The sequence below is a fragment of the Amycolatopsis sp. WAC 04169 genome, assembly GCF_003947535.1.
Lineage (GTDB): Bacteria > Actinomycetota > Actinomycetes > Mycobacteriales > Pseudonocardiaceae > Amycolatopsis > Amycolatopsis keratiniphila.
Genome location: NZ_QHJI01000005.1, coordinates 213,321 through 236,451, shown reverse-complemented (window position 1 = coordinate 236,451; position 23,131 = coordinate 213,321). Strand labels below are relative to the sequence as shown.

The window sequence follows — 23,131 nt, the reverse complement described above, 5'->3', positions numbered from 1 at the left end:
TACACCAGCCCCGCACCGGTCCAATCGCCGCGTCGGACCGGAATCGTACAACCGTGGGGAGTGACCGGTGGACTCCTTCGTGCACCTGCACGTTCATACCGAGTACTCGATGCTCGACGGCGCCGCCAAGATCGCGCCGCTGTTCGCCGAGGCCCGGCGGCTCGGCATGCCAGCCGTGGGCATGACCGACCACGGGAACATGTACGGCGCGGACGAGTTCTACCGGCAGTCCGTCCGGGCGGGGCTCAAGCCGGTGATCGGCATCGAGGCCTACCTCGCGCCCGAGTCGCGTTTCCACAAGAAACCCGTGTTCTGGGGGCGGCGTGGCGATGGCGGTGACGTCTCCGGCGGCGGCGCCTACACGCATATGACCATGCTCGCGGAGAACGCGACCGGCCTGCGGAATCTGTTCAAGCTGTCTTCGCTGGCCAGCTTGGAGGGCTACTACCGCAAGCCCCGGATGGATCGCGAACTCCTCGCCCGGCATCACGAAGGTGTCATCGCCACCACCGGCTGCCCGTCCGGCGAGGTGCAGACCAGGCTCCGGCTGGGCCAGCCGGACGAGGCGATCCAGGCGGCTTCGGACTATCGCGACATCTTCGGCGCGGACGGCTTCTTCCTCGAACTGATGGACCACGGTCTCCCGATCGAGCGCTCCGTGCGGGACGGGCTGCTGGACATCGGGCGCAGGCTGGACCTGAAACCCCTGGCCACCAACGATTCGCATTACGTCACCCGGGATCAGGCCCCGGCGCATTCGGCACTGCTGTGCGTCCAGTCCGGCAAGACGCTCGACGACCCCGGCCGGTTCAAATTCGACGGTGACGGCTACTACCTCAAGTCCGCGCGGGAGATGCGGGAGTACTGGGACAAGGAGGTTCCGGGCGCGGCGGATTCCACGCTGCTCGTCGCCGAACGGGTCGAGCCTTACGACGACGTCTACCGGCACGTCGACCGGATGCCGGTCTTCGAAGTCCCCGAAGGACACGACGAGGAATCCTGGCTGCGGGAGGAGGTCGCGGCCGGGCTCCACCGCCGTCTGCCGGACGGCGTCCCCGAGGCGTACCTCGCCCGTGCCGACTTCGAGATCGGCGTGATCGCCGACAAGGGTTTCCCGGCGTACTTCCTGATCACCGCCGACCTGATGAACCACGCCCGCCGCGTCGGCATCCGGGTCGGCCCCGGCCGAGGTTCGGCGGCAGGCTCGCTCGTGGCGTACGCGCTCGGCATCACGAACCTGGACCCGATCGACCTCGGCCTGCTCTTCGAACGGTTCCTCAACCCCGAACGGGTCTCCATGCCCGACATCGACATGGACTTCGACGACCGGCGCCGCGGCGAGATGATCCGGTACGCCACCGAAAAGTACGGCGCGGAGCACGTCGCCCAGGTGATCACCTTCGGCACCATCAAGACGAAGGCGGCCATCAAGGACGCCGCCCGCGTCCACTATGGACAGACCGGGTACGCGATCGCGGACCGGATCTCGAAGACGCTCCCGCCGCCTGTCGCGGCGAAGGACATCCCGCTCGCCGGGATCGTCGAGCCGGACCACGAGCGGTACGCCGAAGCGGCGGAGGTCCGCGCGCTGCTGGAAAGCGACGGCGAGGCGGCCAAGATCTTCGAGACCGCGCGGGGCCTCGAAGGACTGATCCGCAACGCGGGTGTGCACGCCTGCGCCGTCATCATGTCGAGCGAACCGCTGCTCGACGCGATCCCGTTGTGGCGCCGGGACGACGGCGCGGTCATCACCGGCTGGGACTACCCGTCGTGTGAGGCCATCGGCCTGCTGAAGATGGACTTCCTCGGCCTGCGGAACCTTACCGTCATCGGCGACGCGCTCGACAACATCAAGGCCAACCGCGGCGAGGACATCGACCTCGACACGCTCGGCGTGGACGATCCGGCGACCTACGCACTGCTCGCCCGCGGCGACAGTCTCGGTGTCTTCCAGCTCGACGGCGGGGCGATGCGGGATCTGCTGCGCCGGATGGGGCCGACCGGGTTCGGCGACATCATCGCGGTGAACGCGCTGTACCGACCGGGACCCATCGCGATGAACACGCACAACAACTACGCGGACCGCAAGAACGGCAGGCAGCCGATCGAGTCGATCCATCCCGAACTGGCCGGGCCGCTGCGCGAGATCCTGGCCGAAACCCACGGCCTGATCGTGTACCAGGAACAGATCATGCGGATCGCGCGCGACGTCGCCGGCTATTCCATGGGCCGCGCCGACGTGCTGCGCAAGGCGATGGGCAAGAAGAAGAAAGAGGTGCTGGAGAAGGAGTTCGAAGGCTTCCGGGACGGCATGCTCGCCAACGGTTTTTCCCTCGCGGCCGTGCGGGCGCTCTGGGACGCGATCCTGCCGTTCGCCGGGTACGCGTTCAACAAGTCCCACGCCGCCGGCTACGGTCTGGTCGGTTATTGGACCGCGTACCTGAAGGCGAACTACCCGGCCGAGTACATGGCGGGCCTGCTGACTTCGGTGGGGGACAACAAGGACAAGTCGGCGGTCTACCTCTCGGAATGCCGTCGGCTGGGGATCGAGGTGCTGCCGCCGGACGTCAACGAATCGGGGCTCCGGTTCGCCGCCGTGGGCGACGCGATCCGGTTCGGGCTGGGCGCGGTGCGCAACGTCGGCGCGAACGTCGTCGATTCGATCATCAAGACCCGGCGGGAGAAGGGGAAGTACGCGTCGTTCACCGACTTCCTCGACAAGTCGGAACTGCTGGCCTGCAACAAACGCGTCATCGAATCACTGGCCAAAGCGGGCGCGTTCGACTCGCTCGGGCACACGCGGCTCTCGGTCGTGCGGGTGCACGAGGACGCGGTGGACGCCGTCGTTCCGTTGAAGCGCAAGCAGGCCATGGGGCAGTTCGACCTCTTCGGGTCCGGTGACGAACGCGAGGAGGACACCTCGCCGCTCGCACATCTCAGGTACGGCGTCGAGGAGTGGCCGCGCAAGGAACTGCTGGCCCACGAACGGGAGATGCTCGGGCTCTACGTGTCGGCGCATCCGCTCGACGGGGCGGAACACGTCCTGCGCGCGCACGCGCCCCGGCCGATCGCCGCGATCCTCGACAATCCGCCGCGGGAGGGGGAACTGATCGTCGCCGGGCTCATCACGTCGCTGGAACGACGGGTGAACAAGAAGGGCGAGCCGTGGGCGATCTGCACGATCGAGGATCTGGACGCCGCGCTCGAAGTGCTGTTCTTTCCGAAGGCGTACGCGCTTTTCGCGGCGGATCTGGCCGAGGACAACGCCGTCCGTGTCAGCGGCCGGGTGAACTGGCGGGAGGACAAGATGTCCGTGTTCGGTGGCGGGCTCGTACCGCTCGACCTTTCCGCGGGGGAACCGCCGTTGACCCTGCACGCGACCGCGGAGCGGCTGACCGAGGACGCGGTCCTCGAACTGAAGCGGACTCTGCTGGTACACAAAGGACGGACGCCGGTCCGGGTGAAGCTCGCCGAGACGTGGTACGCGCTCGACGACTACCCGGTCACCGTCAGCTCGACGCTGCTGGGCGAGCTGAAGTCCATTCCCGGCATCACGCCGCGCGCCGCTGCATCCTGAGCTGCCCGATCTCCGACACGTTCTTCATCAGTTCGGCGTTCACCCAGGCGACGGTGTGGGCGAAGGTCAGCCCGGCTTCCTCGCCGAACGGGTACGCGGAGGGCGCGTCGAGGTCGGCGTCGGTCGAGCGGTCCAGCACGGCCAGCCATTCCTCGCGGAGGCCGCCGAGCCAGGCGACCACGGTTTCCGCGCCGGGCCAGGTGATTTCCGTGCGCTCGCGGGGAGCCCGCCCGTTCGCGTGGTCCAGTGCGACGCTCCACCACCAGCCGATATGCCAGGTGAGCCAGGCGATCGTGGGGACCGGGACGGGATCGGGTTCGGCGTCGGCCCAGTCGGGGGTGCCGTCCGGCCGGATCGTCCAGCAGAGGGCCGCGGGTTCCCAGAGGAAGTCTCCCGGCTCCAGATCGGCCAGGTGGTACTCGAACAACGACCAGGTCAGAACGAACTGCCAGCGGGACAGCTCCGAACGCGATACGGACACGCGCCGGATCCTCCCTTCGGGGCACCGCGGTCGCAACCGGTTTACGGTGCGGGCATGAGTCCCTATGTCGCGCAACGGAACGGCCGGACGGCGACCGCCGAAGACCTGGCGCCACTCGCCTTCGCCGGCTTCGCGCACTTCACGGCCATGCAGGTGCGTGACGGCCGGGTCCGCGGTCTCGACCTGCACCTGGACCGGCTCCGGACCGCCTCGCTGGAACTGTTCGGCGACGCCCTGCCGGATGATCGGATCCGCTCGTACGTGCGCGAGGCGCTGAAGTCGGGGCCCGCCGACGTCTCCCTCACCGTCACGATCCACCTGCCGGGTGATCTCGAAGTCCTGGTGCGCACCCGGCCCCCGGCTTCGGGTCCGGCCGGGCCGCTGGCGCTGACCGCCGTCGAGCACGAACGCTTCCTCCCCGCCATCAAGCAAACGGGCGAGACGGCGAAGACGTACTTCCGACGGCAGGCCGTCGCCGAAGGGTTCGACGACGCGGCGTTCGCCGACCGTCAGGGCAGGTTGAGCGAGGCGACGATCTGGAACCTCGCCTTCTCCGATGGCGATACGGTGGTGTGGCCGGAAGCCGCTCTGCTGCGGGGAACGACGATGGGCATCGTCCAGCGGCGTCTGGAGGGGCTCGGTGTGCCGCAACGGGTCCAGGAGGTCACCCGCGCGGACCTGCCGGGGCTCGGCGGCGCGGTGGTCATGAACTCGTGGACGCCGGGGATAGCGGTGCGCCGGATCGGCCCGGCGCCGCTGCCGGAGGCGCCGTCGTTCGTCGAGACGCTGCACCGGGCCTACGAAACAGAACCTCTCGTGCGACCTTGAAAGGGAAGAAATCGATGAAGATCCTCGTGGTCGGTGCCACCGGGACGATCGGGGCCGCGGTCTCGTCGGCCCTCACCGCGCGCGGGCACACGGTGCTCGCCGCGTCCCGCTCCGGCGAGGTCGGAGTGGACGTCGAGCAGCCCGCCACGCTCGACGCGCTCTTCGCCGCCGAGCCGGGTATCGAGCATGTCGTGTGTTGCGCGGGGAGCGGCTCGCTGGTCCCGGTCGACGGCGGCAGCGACGAAGAGTTCACGCAGGGCCTGCAAGGGAAACTGCTCGGGCAGGTGTTCCTGCTGCGGCACGCGATCCCGCATCTGCCGGACGGCGGATCGGTCACGCTGACCGCGGGCCGGATCCCGGAAACGTTGCGCGGCAGTGCTTTCAGTGTCCTGACCAACGCCGGTCTCGAAGCCTTCGTCGCCGCGGCGGCCCGCGAACTGCCTCGCGGGCTCCGCGTCAACGCCGTCAGCCCCGGCTGGGTGCGCGAAACGCTCGCGGCACTCGGTGAACCGGAAGGCGGCACCCCGGCGGCCGACGTCGCGCGCAGCTACGTCGAGAGCGTCGAGAACGCGGACCTCACCGGACGGACGTTGACCCCGTGACCACCCATGACAAGGACAGACAGGAATTCCTCCGGCTGGCCGGGCTCGCGACGCCGATGGCGCTGCGCGTCGCGGTGACACTGGGGCTGCCGGACCGGTTGTCCGGTGACGGCGCGGCCGCCGGCGACCTGGCGGCGGAACTCGGCCAATCCCCGCTCGCGCTCGATCTGCTGCTAGGGCATTTGACCACGCTCGGCGTCCTCGAACGGACGTCGACCGGCTACCGCACCACCGAGTACGGCGCGAAACTCCGGGCCGACGCGGGAAACGGCCTCGCCGGACTCCTGGACATCAACGCCGCCGGCGGGCGGGGCGAACTGGCGTTCGTCGAGCTCGCGCACAGCATCGCCACCGGCGAGCCGGGCTACGTTCGCCGCTACGGCAAGGACTTCTGGGCCGATCTCGCCGAGAACCCCCATCTCCGGGAGACGTTCGACCGGCAGATGACCCAGCGGTATCTGACGCAGGTGCCGCGGTTCGTCACCGGGTTCGACTGGTCCCGCTTCGGCACGCTCGTCGACGTCGGCGGCGGTCACGGCAGCCTGCTCGCCGCGATCCTGAAGGCCAACCCGTCGATGCGTGGTCACCTCGTCGATCTCGCGCCCACCGCGGCCGCCGCCGAAGCGGAACTGCGCGAGCAGGGGCTCGGAGACCGGGTCGAGGTGAGCGCGGGGAGCTTCTTCGACCCGCTCCCGGCCGGGGCCGATGCCTATCTGCTGTCCGACATCCTCCATGACTGGGACGACGAGCACGCTCATCGCATCCTGGCCCGATGTGCCGAGGCGGCCGGTGCCGGAAGCCGGGTCCTCGTCATCGAGGCGGTCGGCGGACTCGGGGCCCAGACCGAGTGGGACCTGGTCATGCTCGTGCTCTACGGCGGCCGCGAGCGGCGTCTCGACGAGCTCCGCGAACTCGCCGCCGCGCACGGCCTGGTCTTCGACTCGGTCACCACGCTGACCGAGCAGCGCAGCCTGCTGGAGTTCCATCGCGAAGATATTCCTTGACAAGAATATTCTGCCAAGTGAATACTTCTCGGCATGGAGCAGATCGCAGCAGCACTGGGAGACGGAGCGAGGTGGCGCCTCGTCGAACTTCTCGCCGAGCGGCCCCGGTCCGTCGGTGAGCTCGCCGAGCTGACCGGCCTGCGGCAACCGCAGACCACCAAGCACCTGCAGACCCTCGCCCGCGCCGGGCTCGTGACGGTGTTCCCGCTCGGGCAGCGTCGCGTCTACGCGGTCGAAGCGGGTCCGATGAAGGACCTCGAAGGACGGCTGCGGACGCTGATCACGACCATCGAGGCGAACGCGGGCGAACGAGACGTCCTCACGCGCTATCAGGCCGCGATCGGTGCCGATACCGAGGTCGCGAAGCAGGACCGGTGGGCGGACGGACGGGCGTTCTCGTTCGACCGTCTGCTCACCGCGCCTCGGGGCGAAGTCTGGCGGCACTGGACCGAGCCCGCGCTGCTCGCGTCCTGGTGGGCGCCGCCCTCGATGACCGTCACCGACTGCGTCATCGAGCCGTGGGCCGGCGGCCGGGCCGTGCTCGACTACCGGGACGCCGAAGGGCGCTACCGGTCCGCGGGGAAGGTCCGCGCCGCGGCCGAACCCGGACACCTCGAATTCGACCTCTCGGTGCTGACCGCCGAGGGCGGCACCTTCTTCACCGGTCACTACGACCTGAAGTTCACCGAGGCGCCGGGCGGGACCCGGCTCCAGCTCGATCTGCGCATCACCGAAACCACCGTCGAGGCCGTCCCCTTCATCGCCGGTATCGAAACCGGGTGGGGCCAGGTGCTCGACAACCTCGCGACCACGCTGACTCAGGAAAAGGACTGAACGACATGACGAACCACACCGCCCGCCGCGTCACCGCCAACATCAGCCTCACCCTCGACGGCCACTACAGCGGCCCCGGCGGCCCTGGCGACCTGGGCGCGATCGTCTCGTACGCCACCACCGACGTCGCCCGTGCCCACCTCGCCCGTATCCACGAGACGGCGACCACCGCGGTGCTCGGCAGGCTGAACGCCGAGGGCTTCCTGGGCTTCTGGCCGACCATCGCCGCCGACGAGAACGCCGACCCCCGCGACCGCGCCTACGCGAAATGGCTGATGGACGCCGAAAAGGTGGTCTTCTCGACGACTTTGACCGAAGCGCCCTGGGATCGCGCCCGCGTCGTGAACGCCCCGGCCGGCGAGGTCATCGCCGACCTCAAGGCGAACGGGGAAGGCGACATCCTGGTCAACAGCAGCGCCAGCGTCATCAAGGCCCTGCTCGCGGACGACCTGATCGACCGGCTGTACCTGATGATCTGCCCGGAGATCACCGGCGGCGGACGGCGGCTGTTCGCCGACGGCCTGCCCGCGTCGAAGTGGTCGCTGGCTTATCAGGAGGTCGGAGAGCTGGGCGAGATGGCGCTGGTCTACGACCGGGTGCGCTGATCCGCCGGGAGGTCGTCGCCTTCATGTATCGCAGGCGAGCTCGCCAGGAGTCCACTATAAGACAGGTATGTGTACTATAGTTGGTGTTCCGGTACTATAGTTGTCTGGGAGACAGGCAAGTGGACTTGAGCAGGCCGTTGATGACGGTCACCCCCACCGTCGACGGCGATGTGCTCGCCGTCCTCGCAGGCCATGACGGCATCTTCACGACCGGGCAGTTGCATCGCCTGCTGGCCCGGCATTCGGAGGAGGGCATCCGCAAAGTGCTGCGGCGCCTGACGAAGCAGGGTGTCGTTGAGGCCGACCGAGTCGGCAACGCCTTCGCGTACCGGCTCAACCGCGACCATCTCGCGGCGGAATACATCATCGGGCTCGCCCGGATTCAGAAGACGCTCCTGGAACGCATCGAAGATCGGCTGGAGTCCTGGCAGGTCCCACCGGTGTACGCCGCGGTCTTCGGCTCGGTGGCACGTGGCGAGATGACGGAGGACAGCGACCTTGATCTGCTGCTGATCCGGCCAGATGACGCGGATGACGACCGTTGGGAAACGCAGGTCGATGAGCTGGCGGTCGAGGTGACCCGCTGGACCGGTAACGACACGCGGCCTCTGGAGTTCACCGAAGCCGAACTCGTCAGCCACGCGTACGACGAGGCTGTTCTGCACGATGTGGCACGAGACGGACTGACTGTGGCCGGGAGTCGGGCGTGGCTGACCGGGCGTCTGCGAAAGAGAAAAGGCTGACGTGCGGATCAGAAGATGCGACGCGAGCGTCCAACGAGGTCGTATGCACAAGGCGACCCAATTCAACGAGGCGGCGGACATGATTCGCGAACTTGCCGACGAGCACGAGGACATCGCCGACGCGTACGTGACCTTGTGTGTTCACGCCAGCATCGCGGCGTCTGACGTCATCTGCTGTGCCAGGTTGGGCGAACACGCACAGGGCGAGAACCACGACGAAGCGATCAGCTTGCTTTCTCGGGCCGACAAGGAAATCGCGAAGCACTTGAGAACTCTGCTCAAGCTGAAGACCAAGGCGGGTTACAGCCACACTCCGGCCACGGTGGATGAGTTCAAGCGTGCGGGCCGGGCGGCTCAGACGCTGGTCGAAGAAGCTCGCCGGGTGGCCACCGCACGCTGAGGCCACGCGTCTCGACCAGCTTGGTGGCGTACGGAGAGACTCGAACTCTCACTCCGTACGTGAGCCCCCTTGCCGTGTCGAATTTGCCGTCGCCGAGGTTGTCAACCCTCAGCCCCAATGACGGTCCGGGACCGGCACTGCGGCCGGATATGCCGGGTGTCTCGTTGCCGAGTCGGGGGCGAAGGTGTTCGGCGGCTGCGTAACGGCGACCAGAGCTGGCAACGACCTCACTCTCGACAACGTCAACATGGCGGTCGAGCAGACGGTGAACATCGCCAGCCTCACCAACCGGAACCTGAGAGGAACCGGACCATCCCGGCGCCACTACCGGCGAGAGCTGGACCGGGATCCATTGAACTGTCCGGCTGGGGCATCACCGCTAACTGGGCAGGAGCGTGACCCATGCCTGAGATTCGCAGCATCCTCGAGTTCCGGGGAGTGAACTCCGGAACGCGCACCGTCCCCGCGGGGGAGTTGGACGAGTACGACTTCTATCCCGATCCCGAGTGGGACCTGGTGAGCTGGGGCGTGACCTCGCTGGACGACACGGTGAGACTCCAAACCGCCACTATCACGCCGGGCAATGACGAAGTACTTCGATTCGTCGGCCGCGTACACAACACGGATACCGTGTCTCACTCGCACCGATGGACGTTCGTCTTGGTGAAGAAGTAGTACATGGTCAACTTCGGCACGGTCGCGGGATGAAGTGCGATCGGCGGGTCCGCTACCTGCCGGGGGCTTCTTCGTGTTCGGGTGTGGCATATCTGTGGCACGTGCCCTGCGGGGCGGCTCCAAGCGGAGCGCGCCGCCGTAGGTCAGGCGTGCAGGGTGGGCCCGGAGAGACTCGAACTCTCACTGGCACGGACCTAAACCGTGTGCCTCTGCCAATTGGGCTACGGGCCCCCAGTACTGCCCTGAAATCGTAGCGTGCGACACGTTCGGCGTTTCTCGGCGTGGCCGATGCCACGGCGCGGGGTGGCGTCCTCTAACGTGGGCTACCAGCAAGTCCGTCGCGGCGAGGAGGACACGTGGCTCGCGATCCCGAGACCATCGAGCGTGAGATCGAGCAGGCCAGGAACGCACTGGTGGCCACGCTCGACCAGCTGGGCACGAAGGCGAACCCCGCGAAGCTCGTGGATTCCGCGAAGACCGGTCTGCGCGCGAAGCTGGACGAGCCCAAGGTGAAGTACCCGCTCATCGGCGGGGCTGTGCTGATCGGCGTCCTGCTGATCCGCAAACTCCTGAAGTAGGTCTCAGGAGGTCTGGGCCGCCTTGGCGGGTGTCTTGGCCGGCTCGGACTTCTCCTTGGACTTCGCCTCGTCGACGGCCTTCGGGAGCTCCTTGCCCTGGGGCACCGGGGGCTTGCCGCCGGTCTTCTCCTTGGCCTTGCCGTTCGACGGCGGGGGAACCTCGAGCGGCTCGATCTCCGGGAGAGTCAGCCTCGCCGTCATGTAGGCGGCGGTGAACTCGAGTGCACTGCCGTTCAGCAGGTGCACCACCGTCGAATGTTCCGGCGGGGACAGTTTCTCGACCAGCTGGTCGGCCCGGTCCCGTGCCGCGATGATGCCCGGCGCGCGACCGGTCAGTTCCTTGCCGGAGCCGCTGACCGTGACCTTCCAGTCGTCGTCCTCTTGGACGTACGACGCGGTGATCGGTTCGGTCATCCGCCTCACCCCTCTCCTCGCGAGCATGCGTCACTCAATGGACTTCGTCACGCCGCCGTCATGACGCCACTTTCGGGTGGTGGCGCCCCCTCCTGAGGGTGGTCGCGACTGTCCATCAGACTTTCTACAGTGTCATCGATACAGTAGGACAACTCTGTGTCACAAGACACTGGCGGCAATGTGCTCTGAGTGACGACCGAATGGCCTAATGCACGAGCATCTTCACAGTCGTTTCAGCGGGCCCTCGCCGACAGGCCCGACCAGAGGATGTCCATCGCGTATCCGGTCGCCGTTTCGGGGCTGACGTCCTCATGCCGTTCGCACCAGATCGCGAGCCGTTCGCACGCCCCGACCACGAACTCCGCGGACGCCTCGACGCGGAGGTCGTCGGCCTGGTCGAGGTGGTCGCTCATCAGCGCGGCGATCAGGTCGGTCTGCTGGCGGCGGGTCTGCTCGATCTCGTCCGCGGCGCCGGTCCCGATCAATGCCATCTCGTGGCGGAGCAGTGACCAGGCCTGCCGCTGTTCCCGGATGAAGACGAAGAAGGCGAGCAGCCCGCGCCGCAGCGCGTCCTCGGCGGACGTCGCGCCGACGGTCGCCCGTTCGGTGACCTCGCGCAGGGCCGCCCGCGACTGCTGGATGCAGGCGAGCAGGAGCCCCTCTTTCGAGTTGAAGTACTCGTAGAGCATCGGCTTGGAGACCCCGACGCGTTCCGCGATGTCGTCCATCGACGCCGCGCTGTAGCCGCGATCGGCGAAAACTTCCTCAGCGATTTCGATCATCTGCCGCATCCGCTCTGCTCGTGGCATGCGTTTGCGCTTCGCCGTCGTCACCACAACACTCTACCGAAGGTAACCTACTTCGAGTAAGGTGAACTCCCGGTAACAGGTAATTCGAACGAGAGGTCGGGTCATGGGCAACCGCACCGAGACCGGTGTCGTCATCGTCGGAACCGGCTTCTCCGGCCTGGGCATGGCCATTCAGCTGCGGAAAGAGGGCCGCGAGGACTTCGTCATCCTGGAGAAGGCCGACGACGTGGGCGGCACCTGGCGCGACAACACCTACCCCGGCTGCGCCTGCGACATCCCCTCGCACATGTACTCGTTCTCGTTCGAGCAGAACCCGGGCTGGTCCCGCGCGTACTCGCCGCAGCCCGAGATCTGGCAGTACATGCGTGACGTCGCCGCGAAGTACGACCTGCACCGCTTCATCCGCTTCGGCCAGGAGATGACCGGTGCCCGCTGGGACGCCGACGAGAACCGCTGGCACGTCGCGTCGAAGACGGGCGACGAGTTCGTCGCGCCCGCGCTGGTCGCCGGGGTCGGCGCGCTGCACCTGCCGCAGATCCCGAAGCTGCCCGGTATCGAGCGTTTCAAGGGCCGCGCGTTCCACTCGGCGCAGTGGGAGCACGACTACGACCTCACGGGCAAGCGGGTCGCCGTGGTCGGCACCGGCGCGAGCGCGATCCAGTTCGTGCCCCAGATCGCGAAGGACGTCGCCGAGCTGACGCTCTTCCAGCGGACGCCGCCGTGGATCATGCCGAAGCCGGACCGCGAGATGCCCGAAGCGCTCCGGAAGACGTTCAGCTCGGTGCCGCTGCTGCAGCGCGCCTTCCGCGACGTTCTCTACTGGGGGCTCGAAGCCCGCGCGATCGGCTTCAACGGGCAGCCGTGGGTCATGAAGATCGGCCAGCGCATCGCGAAGCGCAACATCTTCAAGAGCGTCAAGGATCCCGAGCTTCGCCGGAAGCTGACGCCGGACTACACCATGGGCTGCAAGCGGGTCCTGGTCTCCAACGACTACTACCCGGCGCTCGCGCGGGACAACGTCGACGTCGTCACCGACGGCGTGAAGGAGGTCCGCGAGCACAGCGTCGTCGACGGCGCCGGCGTCGAGCACGAGGTCGACGCGATCATCTACGGCACCGGCTTCCACGTCACCGACGCCTTCGACGATCTGGAGATCATCGGCCGCGACGGGCGCAACCTCGGCAAGGAGTGGGCGACCGAGGGGATGCGGACCTATCAGGGCATCACCGTGTCCGGGTTCCCGAACCTGTTCTTCCTGCTCGGCCCGAACACGGGGCTGGGGCACAACTCCGTGGTCTTCATGATCGAAGCGCAGATCTCGTACGTCGCGCAGGCGCTGCGGCTCGCGCGCGGCAAGGCGCTCGACCCGCGGCCGGAGGCGCAGGAGCGCTTCAACGGCGAAATCCAGCGCAAACTCGCCAAGGGCATCTGGACCCAGGGCGGCTGCAAGAGCTGGTACCTAGACGCGAAGGGCGTCAACCGCACGATCTGGCCGGGTTTCACCTGGCGGTACTGGCTCGACACCCGCAAGGTGCGCCGCGAGGACTACGAACTCCTCGGCTGAGGAAAGAGGGAGGGTCCGTGAAAGCCAAGATGGGGGGCATGGCCTTCACGGACCGGGGAATGCCGCGCTCATGAGGGGTTGAGCCGGCGAAGCCTTCCGATGAGATCGACGGTGGGGATGCCGCAGAGCTCGGCCATCCGTTCCAGCGCCGCGAAATCGAGATGGACCTCGGCCGAGCCGTTGTCACTCGATCTCTTGAGCCGGTCGTCCGCCCACCGTCGCAGGGGGAGCAGTTCCTCCTGGTCGTCCTTGATCACCAGGCGCAGGTCGATCCGCACCCGGCCCGGTTCGTCCACGAACACCCGGCGATGCACCTTGGCCAGCAGATCCTGTGGCAGCTCGTCCATCGCGACGCACAGTTCGACCAGCCGCACCACGGAACAGTGGCGGGTGCCCAGCTCGTAGGTGGCCAGCGTCTGGAGCGAGATCTCGCTCTGCAGATGCTGGTTCAGTTCCTTGCGTGTCCAGCCACGTTTACGGCGGAGCTTGCGGAGCTCGTCTCCGAGTATCCGCTGATAGCTCTCAGCGTCGATCAGCACTCCCCATCCCCTGCCTTGCCAACCTTCTCCACCGCCCGCCCCATGTGACAAAACCCGGGACGAGCGCGCTCACGTGTATGAAAGTCGGCAGGGGCGCCGCTCTTACGCGGTTTCGGGGGTGGTTTTCCTATCGATTTTGGCTCGCTGGGCCGAATGGGTGAACGAACGGCGGGTGGAGGGGCCGTTTCGGTGGCTTTCGCAACACCTTGAGCCTCGCCAGGACGAGCGGCGCCGCGTCAGTTGACGCAGGGCACGCCTTCGGCGGTGATCGGCTTCTGGTCGGACTGCTCGGGCGGCGGCGCCGCGGCCGACGAACCGGCGGCGTTCTGCGAGGAACCGGAGCCCTCGGCGCCGCTCGGCGCCTTGAAGTCCGAGCCGAGGAACACCGTCACGTGCCCGGCCTCGACACTCTTGTCCTCTTGGACGGTCGGGTTGCCACCGAGTGCGTCGGCGACCGCCTGGCCCGCCGCCTTCTCGCCCTTGGCGACCCAGACCACCGTCTTCTTGCGCGCGCTCGCGGTGGCCGTGTCGCCCGCGGTGAAGCCCTTGTCGACGAGCTGCTTCAGCACCGACGAGGCCAGCCCGTCCCGGTTCGTGGAGTTGCGGACGTCGACCGTGGTCGCCTTGTTCGGCGACTCGGCGGGCGGCGCCTGCTGCTGTTCGCCGGGCTGCGGGCCGGCGAGCCCCTGGACGAAGCTCTTGACCTGTTTCGGGTCGACCTGGATGGCGACGCCGTCGTTCGGGGTCTTGTACTCGATGTTGACGATCGGGATCGTCCGGAACTCGAGCTGGCCGCCGGTCAGGCTCTTCATCTGCTGCGCGAACCCGAAGACGTCCCAGTTCTGGTTGAGCACGACCGACTTCTTGATGGCCGTGATCAGGTCGTTGAGCTTGCCGGGGTTCGCGAGCGTGCCCGCCGAGAGCACTTTCCGCGCCATCCCGGCCATGAACACCTGCTGCCGGACGACCCGGTCGAGGTCGCCGCGCGGCAGCCCGTGCCGCTGCCGGACGAAGCCGAGCGCCTCGACCCCGGAGATGGTGTGCGGGCCCTTGGTGAACTTCGCGCCGGAGAACTGGTCGTTCACGTCGTCGTTGAGGCAGACGTCGACCCCGCCGATGGCCTGCGTGATCTCGCTGAAGCCCAGCAGGTTGATGGCGGCGTAGTTGTCGATGGTCGAGCCGGTCAGCTGCTCGACCGTCTTGATCAGCGTCTTCGCGCCGGCCTCGTTGGCCTTCTGGTCGAGTTCCTTCGGGTCGGAGACGCCGTCTTCCTGCAGCTTCTTGCGCTCGTCGAGCATCGCGCGGGCGTAAGCGGAGTTGATCTTGTGCTTGCCGAAGCCACCGGGGATGTCGACGTAGGAGTCGCGCGGGAGCGAGATCGCGACGGCCTTGGAGCCGTCGTTCGGGATGTGCACGAAGATCAGCGAGTCGGTGTTCAGCTCACCGTCGGCCTGCCCCGCGCGCAGCTGGGCCAGCACTTCCTTCGACAGCGGGTTGCCCTGCGCGTCCGTGCGGCTGTCGAGGCCGACGAGCAGGATGTCGCGGGCGCCGTCGGCGGGCTTCTCGCCTTCGTCCGCGCCGATGCCGACGTTCGCGAAGGTCAGGCCGTCCATCGCGGCCCACGCGTACCCGGTCAGGCCCATCACCAGCAGTGAGACGAGGCCGAGGGCGATCTTGGGACCGCGGAAAGACCGTCGTCGCGAGGCCGGGCGCCGCGGCGGCTGGCCCGCGGGCTGGCGGGCGGGCACCGGGCGGGCACCACGAGGCGGGGCCGGGCGGGAAGGAACGCGTCCGGGCGCGTCCTGCCTAGGCCGGGCGGGACGTCGATCCCCATGCCCATTCCGAGGCGGGTACTCCACGCGGTCTGCTCCTTCTGTTCGTTACCGGTTCGACGGTCTCTTCAAGGGACGCATGGTGCCTGTTGCGGGTTGTCGCAGGATTACACATCCCCCCGAAGATGTGGCACGCACCACCGGTTTCCTCTCCAGGGTACGGAAATCGCCTGGTCAGCGCCGTGTGGTTCAGGGAAGGACACGCCGGGCCGCGCGGGCGGGGACCAGCGTGGCGGCCGCCGCGAGCATCGCGACGACGATCGTCGCCACCGGCAGCGCGACGGAGGCGGCGCTCACCCGCTCGCCTTCGAGGGCGGTCATCAGGGGCGGCGCGCACGCGATCGCGCAGACCAGCCAGGTCCCGGTCATCCGGCTCGTGCCGTTGCGCACGGTGTGCAGCAGGTACACCCCGAGCAGCAGGTTGACCAGGCTCTGGACCGGGCCGAACCGGATTCCGAGGAGGTCGGCGTCGGCGGACGCGCCGCCGAACCGGGTCAGCGCGAACCCGAACACGCCGAGCATCGCGTACGCCATCCCGACCGTCGCCGCCGCGCGGCAGAACACCATGGCGCGCAGGCCGGGCTCGTCGACCGTCCGCTGCTGCGGCCCCGAATGCCGCTCGAACCACCAGAAGACGAGCACGGCGGGTACGGCGAGGAGGGCCATCGCGAGCAGGACCCTCGGCCGGGCCAGCCATATGAGCCCGTCCACGAACGGCCCCGGCAGGTAGACGACCGCCACGAGCAGCAGCATCGCGGACAGGAAGCCGAGGTACAGGCTCATCGGGGCACGCAGGACGAGGCGCGCGGCCGCGGCGACCGCCGGACGTTCGCCGAGCCGGGCCAGCGGCCGGGCGAGCAGGCCGAGGAGCGCGAGCTGCACCAGGCCGAGCAGGAGCACGCCCCACGGCGGGCCCGACAACGCGGCCGGGGCGCCGGGGCCGCCGAGCAGCATCGGTCCTTCGCCGCGGACGGCGACCGTGAGGCCCAGTCCAGTGGCGCCGGTGAACGCCGTCGCCACGAGGGCGGCGCGCGACAGGCGGGCACCGTCGGCGTGGGCGAACGCCAGCTGCTGGACGAACAGGGCGAGGAACAACGTCTCCGCGTAGCGAGGGATGGCGGAGCCCGACCACTGCGCGGCCGCCTCGCTCGCCAAGGTCAGCGCCAGCAGTCCGGCGACGGAGACGGCGCGTGTCCGGTGATACAGCGTCAGCAGCGCCGGCGCGAGGACGACGGTCAGCAGGAAGACGCCGAGCAGCCAGAGCGGGTGCAGCGCGATCCGCATGACCGTGGCGTTCGTGCCCGTCGGGATCCCCAGCACCTCCAGCGCGAGGGGGACGACCAGCGCGACCACGGCGAAGATCAGCGCCGGGCGCAGCAGCGGGCTCGCCCGGTCGGCGAGGTATTGGGGGTAGCGGCCGCCGCTCGCGCGGATCGATCGCCAGCCCGCCTCGTTGATCCGGCCGACCGCGAAGAAGATGAGCGGACAGAGCTGGGCGAGCCAGGTGAACGGCCACAACGACCGCTCCGGCGCGCCCGCCCAGTGCGCGAGCGCGACGGCGGATTCGCCGAGCACCATGAACACGACTCCGGCGACCCCGAGTAACGCCCATCGGCCGACCGGGACGACCGGCCGCGGTTCGCGCGGGAGCGTGACGGCGGCCCGGCGGTTGCGGACCCAGCCGCGGAGGCGGAACACCAGCAGCGCGCCGATCACCAGCACGCCGACGATCATCGGGCCGAGGGGGTCGCCGACCGGCGGCCCCCAGCGTTGATGCCACGAGTTGAGCACCAGCCCGGCGGTATAGAGGGAGGCGACGACGTCGCAGGTGCCGCGTGAGTCCATCGGGTTGAGGACGCAGGCGTTGTGCATGTCGGCGGAGAGCCGGTCGTCGAGCGCGGCCCTGGCCTCCTGTCCGAGTGGATGTCCCTTGCGCTCGGCGTAGCGGAGGATGTCGTAGCCCAGGTCGTGGGCCTTGCAGGGGACCGCGTAGTCCCACTTGGTGTTGTCGTCGCCCCAGGGTGCCGAGCAGCCGCCGTCGGTGTGGACGGCGCGCACGGTGCCGTCCCGCGCCGTCATCACCCCCGGGGTGATGCCGCTGACCGCGGTGAAATCGGCGGGCAGTTCGGCGATCACGTTGTCGACCGGGCCCGGCCGCACCAGCGCGTCGACCGCGTTCTGCGCGGCGAGGAGATCACCCGTCGGTGGCCCCTGGTCCGGCGGCGAGGCAGGCCGTGACGCGATCAGACCGAAACCGAACACCAGCACGGTGACCAGCAGTAACCAGCCCGAAGTCGACCATGGCCGCCGGATCCGGGCAGGACGAGCGGCGGCGTCGGCTGTCGCTGGCATGGCGTCAAGGGTGCCATCCGCCGATCGGGGCCGACATCCGGATAACCCCCGGGTTCACCCACCGGGTGTCCCTGAATCAGGTGACCGGCGGGGGAGCGGGCCGGTCGACGTCCTGGGCGAAGCGCACCTGGTTCCGGCCGTTCTCCTTGGCCACGTAGACGGCGGCGTCGGAGGCGTGCAGGAGTTCCTCCAGCGATTCACCGTGACGAGGGAACAAGGCCGCCCCGATCGAGGTGGTGCGGCCCGAGATGGTGACCCGGCTGCCCCTTTTGTCGGTAGTCACTATATGCAGTTCGGCGATAGCGCTGCGCACTCGCTCGGCGGCGAGTTTGGCCGCCGTTTCGTCGATATCCGGCAGGAGTACGAGGAATTCCTCGCCGCCGAACCGGCCGATGACGTCGGCGGGCCGGGTGACCTCGTCCAATTTCCGCGCCACATCGCGGAGGACGTCGTCACCCGCCGGGTGTCCATATGTGTCGTTAATCCACTTGAAGTGGTCGAGATCAATCATCAGTAGTGCCAGGTTGTCGTCCGATCGGGCAGTCCTTCCGAGCGCCCGTTCGGCCGACTCCGACCATCCGCGCATGTTGAGAACACCGGTTTTCGGGTCCGTGCGCGCGTCGTTTTGCAGTTGGTCGATCTCCGCGAGGCGATTGAACACCACCGTCACCACGGCCATCACGATCACCATCGGCGGCATGATCAACAGCAGCACCGCGGTGACCGCGCCGAGGCCGATCGTGATGGCCTCCAGCAGGTTGTCGGCCGCGTTGCCGAGCACGGTGGACATCGACGGCCGCTTCGGCGAGCCGATCGCGAGGATGCCGCCGATGTAGGCGATCTGCACCGCTTCGAAGACCATCCCGGCGACGATCAGGACACCGAACTCGCCGAGGGTGTCCCAGCCGGAAATCCTTCCCCATTCATGCGGTCCGAATGCGGCGAAGGTGAGCGAGGCCAGGGTCACCGAAACGCCGTGGGTGACCGACGAGAACACGAAGTTGTGCGCGGGCCGCCGGGCGATGAACCAATGCTGGATCCGGACGATCGCGATGATGGAAAGCGTCAGTGAAAGCGGCAGGATCACCGCGGCCGGAAATGTCCATACCGCGGTGAGGTCGATGAGAACGGTGCGGCTCCGGTCGCGCCGCCTTTCCTCTTGTCGCTGGGTGAGCTGAATATGCGCCGTGGCGCCGACGGCGAGAATGGCGAAACGGACCCAGTCGATTCTTCCCGGATTCGTGGAATTCATCGTCGCGACGACCATGATCGCGATTCCGATGGCCTCCATCGCGAAAAGGAACACGATGAACCGCTTGGGCCGCTGCCACAGCGCCCACGCCCTGGGATCGTAGGGATGGCGCCGCGGAGGTCCGGCCTGGTCACCTTCCGGGCTTGCCTGCCCGCGTTCGGTCACCGGTGCACCGCTGTCCGCGGCGGCCGTCGCCGTTGCGTCGTCAAGGTCGCCGGTGCCGTCACCGTGCTGGCGACGGTCGCCGGTCTCGGCTGGCAATTGCTACCTCTTTTCCGCCCGGACGGCACGGCTGAGTAATCTCACCGGTACCGACTGATACACCGTTCGTATTCCACGGCCGGTATCATCCCATCGCAACAGTTGTCCGACACCGGCAAGGGTGCCCGCGAACACGGACCGGAGGTGGCAATCGTGTCCCGTGATTTCTGATCTTGGTTGCTGAATGTTTTTCGAGACGCGTCGCGGAAGGGGTGACGGATAGTGTCCAGTCGTGACTTCTGAGCCCGGGCAAGGTATTAGTTCGCAGCAACGAGGTGGCCGGGAGGTGTCGGACAGTGTCGAGCCGTGACTTCTGATCGAGAGTCGTTTCTTTTCGTCCATGTGCCGAAGGGCCGAACGTGGAAGCAGTGTCCCTTGTGGATTCCTCATGACGGCAACGGTTCCGGACTGGTTCCGTTGATGTGCCCCCAGCTGAGCGCGACCAGTACGGCCAGCAGCAGGCCGACCACGCCTGCCAGCGCGATGGCCGAGGTCGCCGCCCCGAGCCGATCGGCGGCGAGCCCGCCGAGTCCCGCCCCTATCCCTTGAGCCACCCGCAAACCCGTGCGGTACACCCCACCCGCACCGCCCCGGAGTTCGTTCGGGACCCAGGTGATGAACGTGGCGCTCACCGTGATCAGGTACGCCCCCGCGGCACCCGCCGCCGCCAGCAGCAGCAACGCCGGAATCAGCCCCGGTTCGAGCGCGAAACCGATCAGAGCGACCATCGGTAGTGCGGCCAGCACGCCGAGCAGCTTCCGCCGTTGTTCCGCGGAGACGAACCGGGACAGCAGGAACGCCCCGATCACGAATCCCAGCGGATCGGCGGCCAGCAACCAGCCGACGGCCTGTTTCCCCACGCCCATCTCCGCGGCGAGCGGCGCGGCCAGCCCTTCGGGGATGACGGCCAGGCCGACCAGCCACGAGAACCAGATCAGCACCCGCAGATGGCGGTTGCCGAAGACCTGCTTCACCGCGCCGAACCAGCTGCCGGTGCCGTCGGACGCCGCCGCCCGCCGGGAGACGGAGAAGCGGACGACGGCCGCGCTCAGCAGGAACGTCGCGGCGTCCAGCGCCAGCGCCCAGCTCACCCCGACCTGAGACACCAGCAGACCGCCGCCCGCGAGGCCGAGCAGCATCGCGGTGTTGGTGGAGATGCCCCGGATGTCCTGGCTCTTGAGGTAGAGGTCGTCGTCGGTGAACACCTCGCGGGTGAGCGCGTTCTGCGCCGCGTTGCCGGGCGCGTTCACGAGCCGCGCCAGCACCACCAGCCCGCACAACAGGGCGAGCGGGGTGCCGGGGATCGCCATGATCGCGATCAGCACGCCTTGGATCAGGGACGAGACGACGAGGACGGTGCGCCTCGGATAGCGGTCGGCCAGCTGGGAGAGGCCGAGGCCGCCGGCCAGCGCGGGCAGGAAGGTCAGGGAGTAGACCACCGCGGAGAGCAACGCGGAGCCTGTCCGGTCGTAGACGAGGATCGCCAGCGCGACGATGGTGAGCTGGTCCCCGATGAGGGACTGCACCTCGGCGAGCCAGAGTGCGCGGAACTCGCGGTTCGCCAGGGCGGCGGTCATCCGCGGCGCCGCGTTCATCTTCACTGCGTGACCACCTCCCCCCGATCGGGTGAACTTGCTTTCCTCGCATTCTTGCCTGCCGTGTTACGTGGTCAGCGAGGGAGTCACAGTTGCCGTCCCGCCGGACAACGTTCAGTATGCCTCCGGCTACAGGGAGACGAACAGAAGACCGGCCGATCCTTCCCCTGTTGGGCCGATCGGGCTACGCCGTCTGACCGGTGGGTGACGACGGCCTGACTCGCCCGTGGGTATCTGCGCGCCTATCGCCCCGCCCTCGCTCGGCGCAGCCGGGCCGCCGTTCGCCGCCGTCGTCGCTCCGGTTGGGCCGAATGGGCCAACACTGAGTAGAGACCGGCCTGGAGGTGGAGGCCGGCTGGGTCAAAGGGGTGAAGGCGATGAACGGTTTGCTCGACGACAAGGCCGTCGTCGTGACCGGGGCGGGACGGGGCCTCGGCGAGGCGTTCGCGGTGCACGTCGCGAGGGCGGGCGGGGCCGTCGTGGTCAACGACATCGACGCCGAACTGGCCGAACGGACGACGGAGAACATCCGCCGGTTCGGCGGCAGGGCGGTCGCCAGCGGGCACAGTGTCGCCGACCCGAAGCAGGCGCAGGAGATCGTCGACCTCTGCCTCGCGGAGTTCGGTGCGATCGACGGGCTGGTCAACAACGCGGGGCTGAACTACGAGGCACTGCCGTGGGAGGACGACGTCGAGCAGGCCCGCGAACTGGTCGAGGTGAACGTCCTCGGCGTCATGTACACCGGGCTCGCCGCGATCAAGGCGATGGTTTCGCGGGGCACCCCGGGCTCGATCGTCAACATCTCGTCGGGTGCGTCGCTGGGTCAGCGCAAGCTCGGCGTGTACGCCGCCAGCAAGGGTGCCGTCGCTTCGCTGACCTACTCCTGGGCGCTCGACCTGGAGGAGAGCGGGATCCGGGTGAACGCGGTCTGCCCGCTCGCGCACACCCGGATGGTGTGGAAGTCGGAACGGTCGCTGCGGGCCTGCCCGCCGGACCGGACGCCGTCGCGGATCGCGCCGGTCGTGCTCTTCCTGCTCGGCTCCGGATCCGACGGGATCACCGGGCAGATGATCCGCTGCAACGGGCCGCAACTGCACGTCATGGGCCAGCCGTACCTGAAGCAGCCCATCCTCGAACGGCCGGTGTGGGACACCGAGACCGTGCAGCGCGCCTTCGACGAGGTCTTCAGCGCGCACCTGGAGAACTACGGCCTCGAAAAGCGTGTCCCGCCCCGGCTGCGCAAGTGGACCGAGTCGACCCGCACGGCCTGACACACGTGATCAAACGGACGACACGCGTGATTGGGAACGTAACTCGCGTGATCAGGCGGCGCACTCACGTGATTGGAGGCGTTCCGTCTCCAATCACGCGAGTTCGCCCTCTGATCACGTGTGTCGTCCGTCTGATCACGCGTGACGTCCGGTTCAGCCGATGACGAAGGGCAGCTTCGCGGCCAAGTCGCCGAGGGTGGCCTTCTCGGCGTCCGTCGGCTGACGGCGGCCGGTGCCGACCAGCAGCGCGTCGGTGTCGGAGAACGACGCCGGGAACGTCTCCCCGGTGCGACGCTCCATGATCCGGCGAGTCTCGGCGAGGGCGTCGGGGGCGGGGCCGTCGAGCTGCGGGAGGTGCGCGACCAGGTCGAGGTGGTGCAGCGTCCACTCCAGGACGTACGCGGAAAGGAAGTCGCCCGCGGTCAGGACGATGTCGCGGGTGGCGACCCGGGCCGTCGGGTCGGCGAGGGTGGCGGCCCGGCCGGCGGCGGAACCGACGTCGTCGAGGTGGAACTTGAGCAGCCGCGGTTCCTGGTACGCGGCGGCGAGCCGCACGATCAGCGCGTCGAGGTCGTCCTCACCGGTGGGCGGCTTCTCGGACACCTCCCAATAGGTGACCTCGTCGCGCGTCGGTTCCGTGTCGGCGGGGGTGGCGAGGGTGATCAGCACGTCCTGGGCGTCGATCACCAGGTGACACGCCAGATCCCGCACCAGCCAGCCGGCGCAGCCGGACGGTTTGTCGAAGTCTTCGTCGGGGGTTTCGGCGACGGCGGCGAGCAGCGCCGCCCAAGATCGGGAAAAGAGATCCACGGCGGCAAGCTAGCAGCGGTCGCTTCCCGGTCGCGACTCCTTTCGGCCCGGTCCGCGTGCAATGAACGGTCCTTTCCTTGCAAATTTCGCAAGGAAAGGACCGTT

The 23,131-nt window shown here is 68.1% G+C and carries 21 protein-coding genes and 1 tRNA gene; 12 read left to right on the top strand and 10 right to left on the bottom strand.

The annotated features are described in order from the left end of the window. Window positions 1–67: 67 nt before the first annotated feature. Window positions 68–3,577 carry a DNA polymerase III subunit alpha gene (gene dnaE / locus DMC61_RS13830; RefSeq protein WP_125689625.1) on the top strand — a complete coding sequence of 1,170 codons (3,510 nt, stop codon included), beginning with the start codon at window positions 68–70 and terminating at the stop codon, window positions 3,575–3,577. Here the strand turns inward: dnaE and DMC61_RS13825 are convergent. Next, on the bottom strand, window positions 3,552–4,058 hold the full coding sequence (locus DMC61_RS13825) for a DinB family protein (RefSeq protein WP_125689624.1): 507 nt from the start codon (window positions 4,056–4,058) through the stop codon (window positions 3,552–3,554). The genes dnaE and DMC61_RS13825 overlap by 26 nt on opposite strands. A gap of 54 nt (window positions 4,059–4,112) precedes the next feature. On the opposite strand from DMC61_RS13825, the gene DMC61_RS13820 reads away from it, so the two are divergent. The 8 genes from DMC61_RS13820 to DMC61_RS13785 all read left to right on the top strand — a co-directional run bounded on the left by DMC61_RS13820 (window position 4,113) and on the right by DMC61_RS13785 (window position 9,749). Further along, window positions 4,113–4,886: an aminotransferase class IV family protein gene (locus tag DMC61_RS13820; RefSeq protein WP_125689623.1), complete on the top strand. Its 774-nt coding sequence runs from the start codon at window positions 4,113–4,115 to the stop codon at window positions 4,884–4,886. A 14-nt stretch (window positions 4,887–4,900) separates the two neighbouring features. Then, complete coding sequence (locus tag DMC61_RS13815; protein WP_125689622.1) at window positions 4,901–5,488, top strand: short chain dehydrogenase; 588 nt, start codon at window positions 4,901–4,903, stop codon at window positions 5,486–5,488. After that, complete coding sequence (locus tag DMC61_RS13810) at window positions 5,485–6,492, top strand: methyltransferase (protein WP_125689621.1); 1,008 nt, start codon at window positions 5,485–5,487, stop codon at window positions 6,490–6,492. Before DMC61_RS13815 ends, DMC61_RS13810 begins: the two co-directional genes overlap by 4 nt. Window positions 6,493–6,525: 33 nt before the next feature. Beyond that, window positions 6,526–7,326 carry a metalloregulator ArsR/SmtB family transcription factor gene (locus DMC61_RS13805; protein ID WP_125689620.1) on the top strand — a complete coding sequence of 267 codons (801 nt, stop codon included), beginning with the start codon at window positions 6,526–6,528 and terminating at the stop codon, window positions 7,324–7,326. 5 nt (window positions 7,327–7,331) lie between these two features. After that, entirely contained in the window at window positions 7,332–7,931 is a 600-nt protein-coding gene (locus DMC61_RS13800; protein WP_125689619.1) for a dihydrofolate reductase family protein, read from the top strand. 140 nt (window positions 7,932–8,071) lie between these two features. Then, complete coding sequence (locus DMC61_RS13795; RefSeq protein ID WP_125689618.1) at window positions 8,072–8,674, top strand: nucleotidyltransferase domain-containing protein; 603 nt, start codon at window positions 8,072–8,074, stop codon at window positions 8,672–8,674. A gap of 43 nt (window positions 8,675–8,717) precedes the next feature. Beyond that, window positions 8,718–9,074, top strand: coding sequence for a hypothetical protein (locus tag DMC61_RS13790; protein ID WP_125689617.1), 357 nt, complete (start codon window positions 8,718–8,720; stop codon window positions 9,072–9,074). 402 nt (window positions 9,075–9,476) lie between these two features. After that, window positions 9,477–9,749 carry a hypothetical protein gene (locus DMC61_RS13785; protein ID WP_125689616.1) on the top strand — a complete coding sequence of 91 codons (273 nt, stop codon included), beginning with the start codon at window positions 9,477–9,479 and terminating at the stop codon, window positions 9,747–9,749. A gap of 157 nt (window positions 9,750–9,906) precedes the next feature. Here the strand turns inward: DMC61_RS13785 and DMC61_RS13780 are convergent. After that, window positions 9,907–9,980 (bottom strand) — tRNA-Leu (locus DMC61_RS13780). Window positions 9,981–10,105: 125 nt separating this feature from the next. Here DMC61_RS13780 and DMC61_RS13775 point away from each other — a divergent pair. Further along, on the top strand, window positions 10,106–10,327 hold the full coding sequence (locus DMC61_RS13775; RefSeq protein WP_005165704.1) for a DUF3618 domain-containing protein: 222 nt from the start codon (window positions 10,106–10,108) through the stop codon (window positions 10,325–10,327). Window positions 10,328–10,330: 3 nt separating this feature from the next. On the opposite strand, the gene DMC61_RS13770 is transcribed toward DMC61_RS13775, so the two are convergent. Continuing rightward, window positions 10,331–10,741 carry a hypothetical protein gene (locus DMC61_RS13770; protein WP_199749982.1) on the bottom strand — a complete coding sequence of 137 codons (411 nt, stop codon included), beginning with the start codon at window positions 10,739–10,741 and terminating at the stop codon, window positions 10,331–10,333. Between the two features lie 233 nt (window positions 10,742–10,974). After that, window positions 10,975–11,532: a TetR/AcrR family transcriptional regulator gene (locus tag DMC61_RS13765; RefSeq protein WP_199750002.1), complete on the bottom strand. Its 558-nt coding sequence runs from the start codon at window positions 11,530–11,532 to the stop codon at window positions 10,975–10,977. 121 nt (window positions 11,533–11,653) lie between these two features. Between DMC61_RS13765 and DMC61_RS13760 the strand changes: the two genes are divergently transcribed. After that, window positions 11,654–13,114, top strand: coding sequence for an NAD(P)/FAD-dependent oxidoreductase (locus DMC61_RS13760; RefSeq protein ID WP_125689614.1), 1,461 nt, complete (start codon window positions 11,654–11,656; stop codon window positions 13,112–13,114). A 68-nt stretch (window positions 13,115–13,182) separates the two neighbouring features. On the opposite strand, the gene DMC61_RS13755 is transcribed toward DMC61_RS13760, so the two are convergent. The 5 genes from DMC61_RS13755 to DMC61_RS13730 form a co-directional block, all read right to left on the bottom strand. After that, on the bottom strand, window positions 13,183–13,653 hold the full coding sequence (locus DMC61_RS13755; protein ID WP_125689613.1) for a helix-turn-helix domain-containing protein: 471 nt from the start codon (window positions 13,651–13,653) through the stop codon (window positions 13,183–13,185). Between the two features lie 236 nt (window positions 13,654–13,889). After that, window positions 13,890–15,296, bottom strand: coding sequence for an LCP family protein (locus DMC61_RS13750; protein ID WP_016336751.1), 1,407 nt, complete (start codon window positions 15,294–15,296; stop codon window positions 13,890–13,892). Between the two features lie 378 nt (window positions 15,297–15,674). Continuing rightward, a complete protein-coding gene (locus DMC61_RS13745) occupies window positions 15,675–17,837 on the bottom strand; it encodes a phospholipase A2 (protein ID WP_125689611.1) in 2,163 nt (720 codons plus the stop codon). 76 nt (window positions 17,838–17,913) lie between these two features. Continuing rightward, window positions 17,914–19,350 (bottom strand): GGDEF domain-containing protein, encoded by a 1,437-nt coding sequence (locus tag DMC61_RS13740; protein WP_125689610.1) that lies wholly within the window; start codon window positions 19,348–19,350, stop codon window positions 17,914–17,916. 386 nt (window positions 19,351–19,736) lie between these two features. Next, the gene (locus DMC61_RS13730) at window positions 19,737–20,951 is read right to left on the bottom strand and encodes an MFS transporter (RefSeq protein ID WP_125689608.1); all 1,215 of its coding nucleotides are present in this window, start codon (window positions 20,949–20,951) and stop codon (window positions 19,737–19,739) included. Between the two features lie 371 nt (window positions 20,952–21,322). Here DMC61_RS13730 and DMC61_RS13725 point away from each other — a divergent pair, with 371 nt between their 5' ends. After that, the gene (locus DMC61_RS13725) at window positions 21,323–22,216 is read left to right on the top strand and encodes an SDR family NAD(P)-dependent oxidoreductase (protein ID WP_037342529.1); all 894 of its coding nucleotides are present in this window, start codon (window positions 21,323–21,325) and stop codon (window positions 22,214–22,216) included. A gap of 153 nt (window positions 22,217–22,369) precedes the next feature. On the opposite strand, the gene DMC61_RS13720 is transcribed toward DMC61_RS13725, so the two are convergent. After that, window positions 22,370–23,026 (bottom strand): maleylpyruvate isomerase N-terminal domain-containing protein, encoded by a 657-nt coding sequence (locus DMC61_RS13720; protein WP_125689607.1) that lies wholly within the window; start codon window positions 23,024–23,026, stop codon window positions 22,370–22,372. Between the last annotated feature and the right edge of the window lie 105 nt (window positions 23,027–23,131).

Coding starts and splice junctions, on each gene's coding strand:
- DMC61_RS13820 (WP_125689623.1), top strand. CDS start 4,113: ATGAGTCCCTATGTCGCGCAACGGAACGGCCGGACGGCGACCGCCGAA.
- DMC61_RS13815 (WP_125689622.1), top strand. CDS start 4,901: ATGAAGATCCTCGTGGTCGGTGCCACCGGGACGATCGGGGCCGCGGTC.
- DMC61_RS13805 (WP_125689620.1), top strand. CDS start 6,526: ATGGAGCAGATCGCAGCAGCACTGGGAGACGGAGCGAGGTGGCGCCTC.
- DMC61_RS13800 (WP_125689619.1), top strand. CDS start 7,332: ATGACGAACCACACCGCCCGCCGCGTCACCGCCAACATCAGCCTCACC.
- DMC61_RS13795 (WP_125689618.1), top strand. CDS start 8,072: ATGACGGTCACCCCCACCGTCGACGGCGATGTGCTCGCCGTCCTCGCA.
- DMC61_RS13790 (WP_125689617.1), top strand. CDS start 8,718: ATGCACAAGGCGACCCAATTCAACGAGGCGGCGGACATGATTCGCGAA.
- DMC61_RS13785 (WP_125689616.1), top strand. CDS start 9,477: ATGCCTGAGATTCGCAGCATCCTCGAGTTCCGGGGAGTGAACTCCGGA.
- DMC61_RS13770 (WP_199749982.1), bottom strand. CDS start 10,741: ATGACCGAACCGATCACCGCGTCGTACGTCCAAGAGGACGACGACTGG.
- DMC61_RS13765 (WP_199750002.1), bottom strand. CDS start 11,532: ATGCGGCAGATGATCGAAATCGCTGAGGAAGTTTTCGCCGATCGCGGC.
- DMC61_RS13760 (WP_125689614.1), top strand. CDS start 11,654: ATGGGCAACCGCACCGAGACCGGTGTCGTCATCGTCGGAACCGGCTTC.
- DMC61_RS13750 (WP_016336751.1), bottom strand. CDS start 15,296: ATGGGCCTGACCGGGTACGCGTGGGCCGCGATGGACGGCCTGACCTTC.
- DMC61_RS13745 (WP_125689611.1), bottom strand. CDS start 17,837: ATGCCAGCGACAGCCGACGCCGCCGCTCGTCCTGCCCGGATCCGGCGG.
- DMC61_RS13725 (WP_037342529.1), top strand. CDS start 21,323: ATGAACGGTTTGCTCGACGACAAGGCCGTCGTCGTGACCGGGGCGGGA.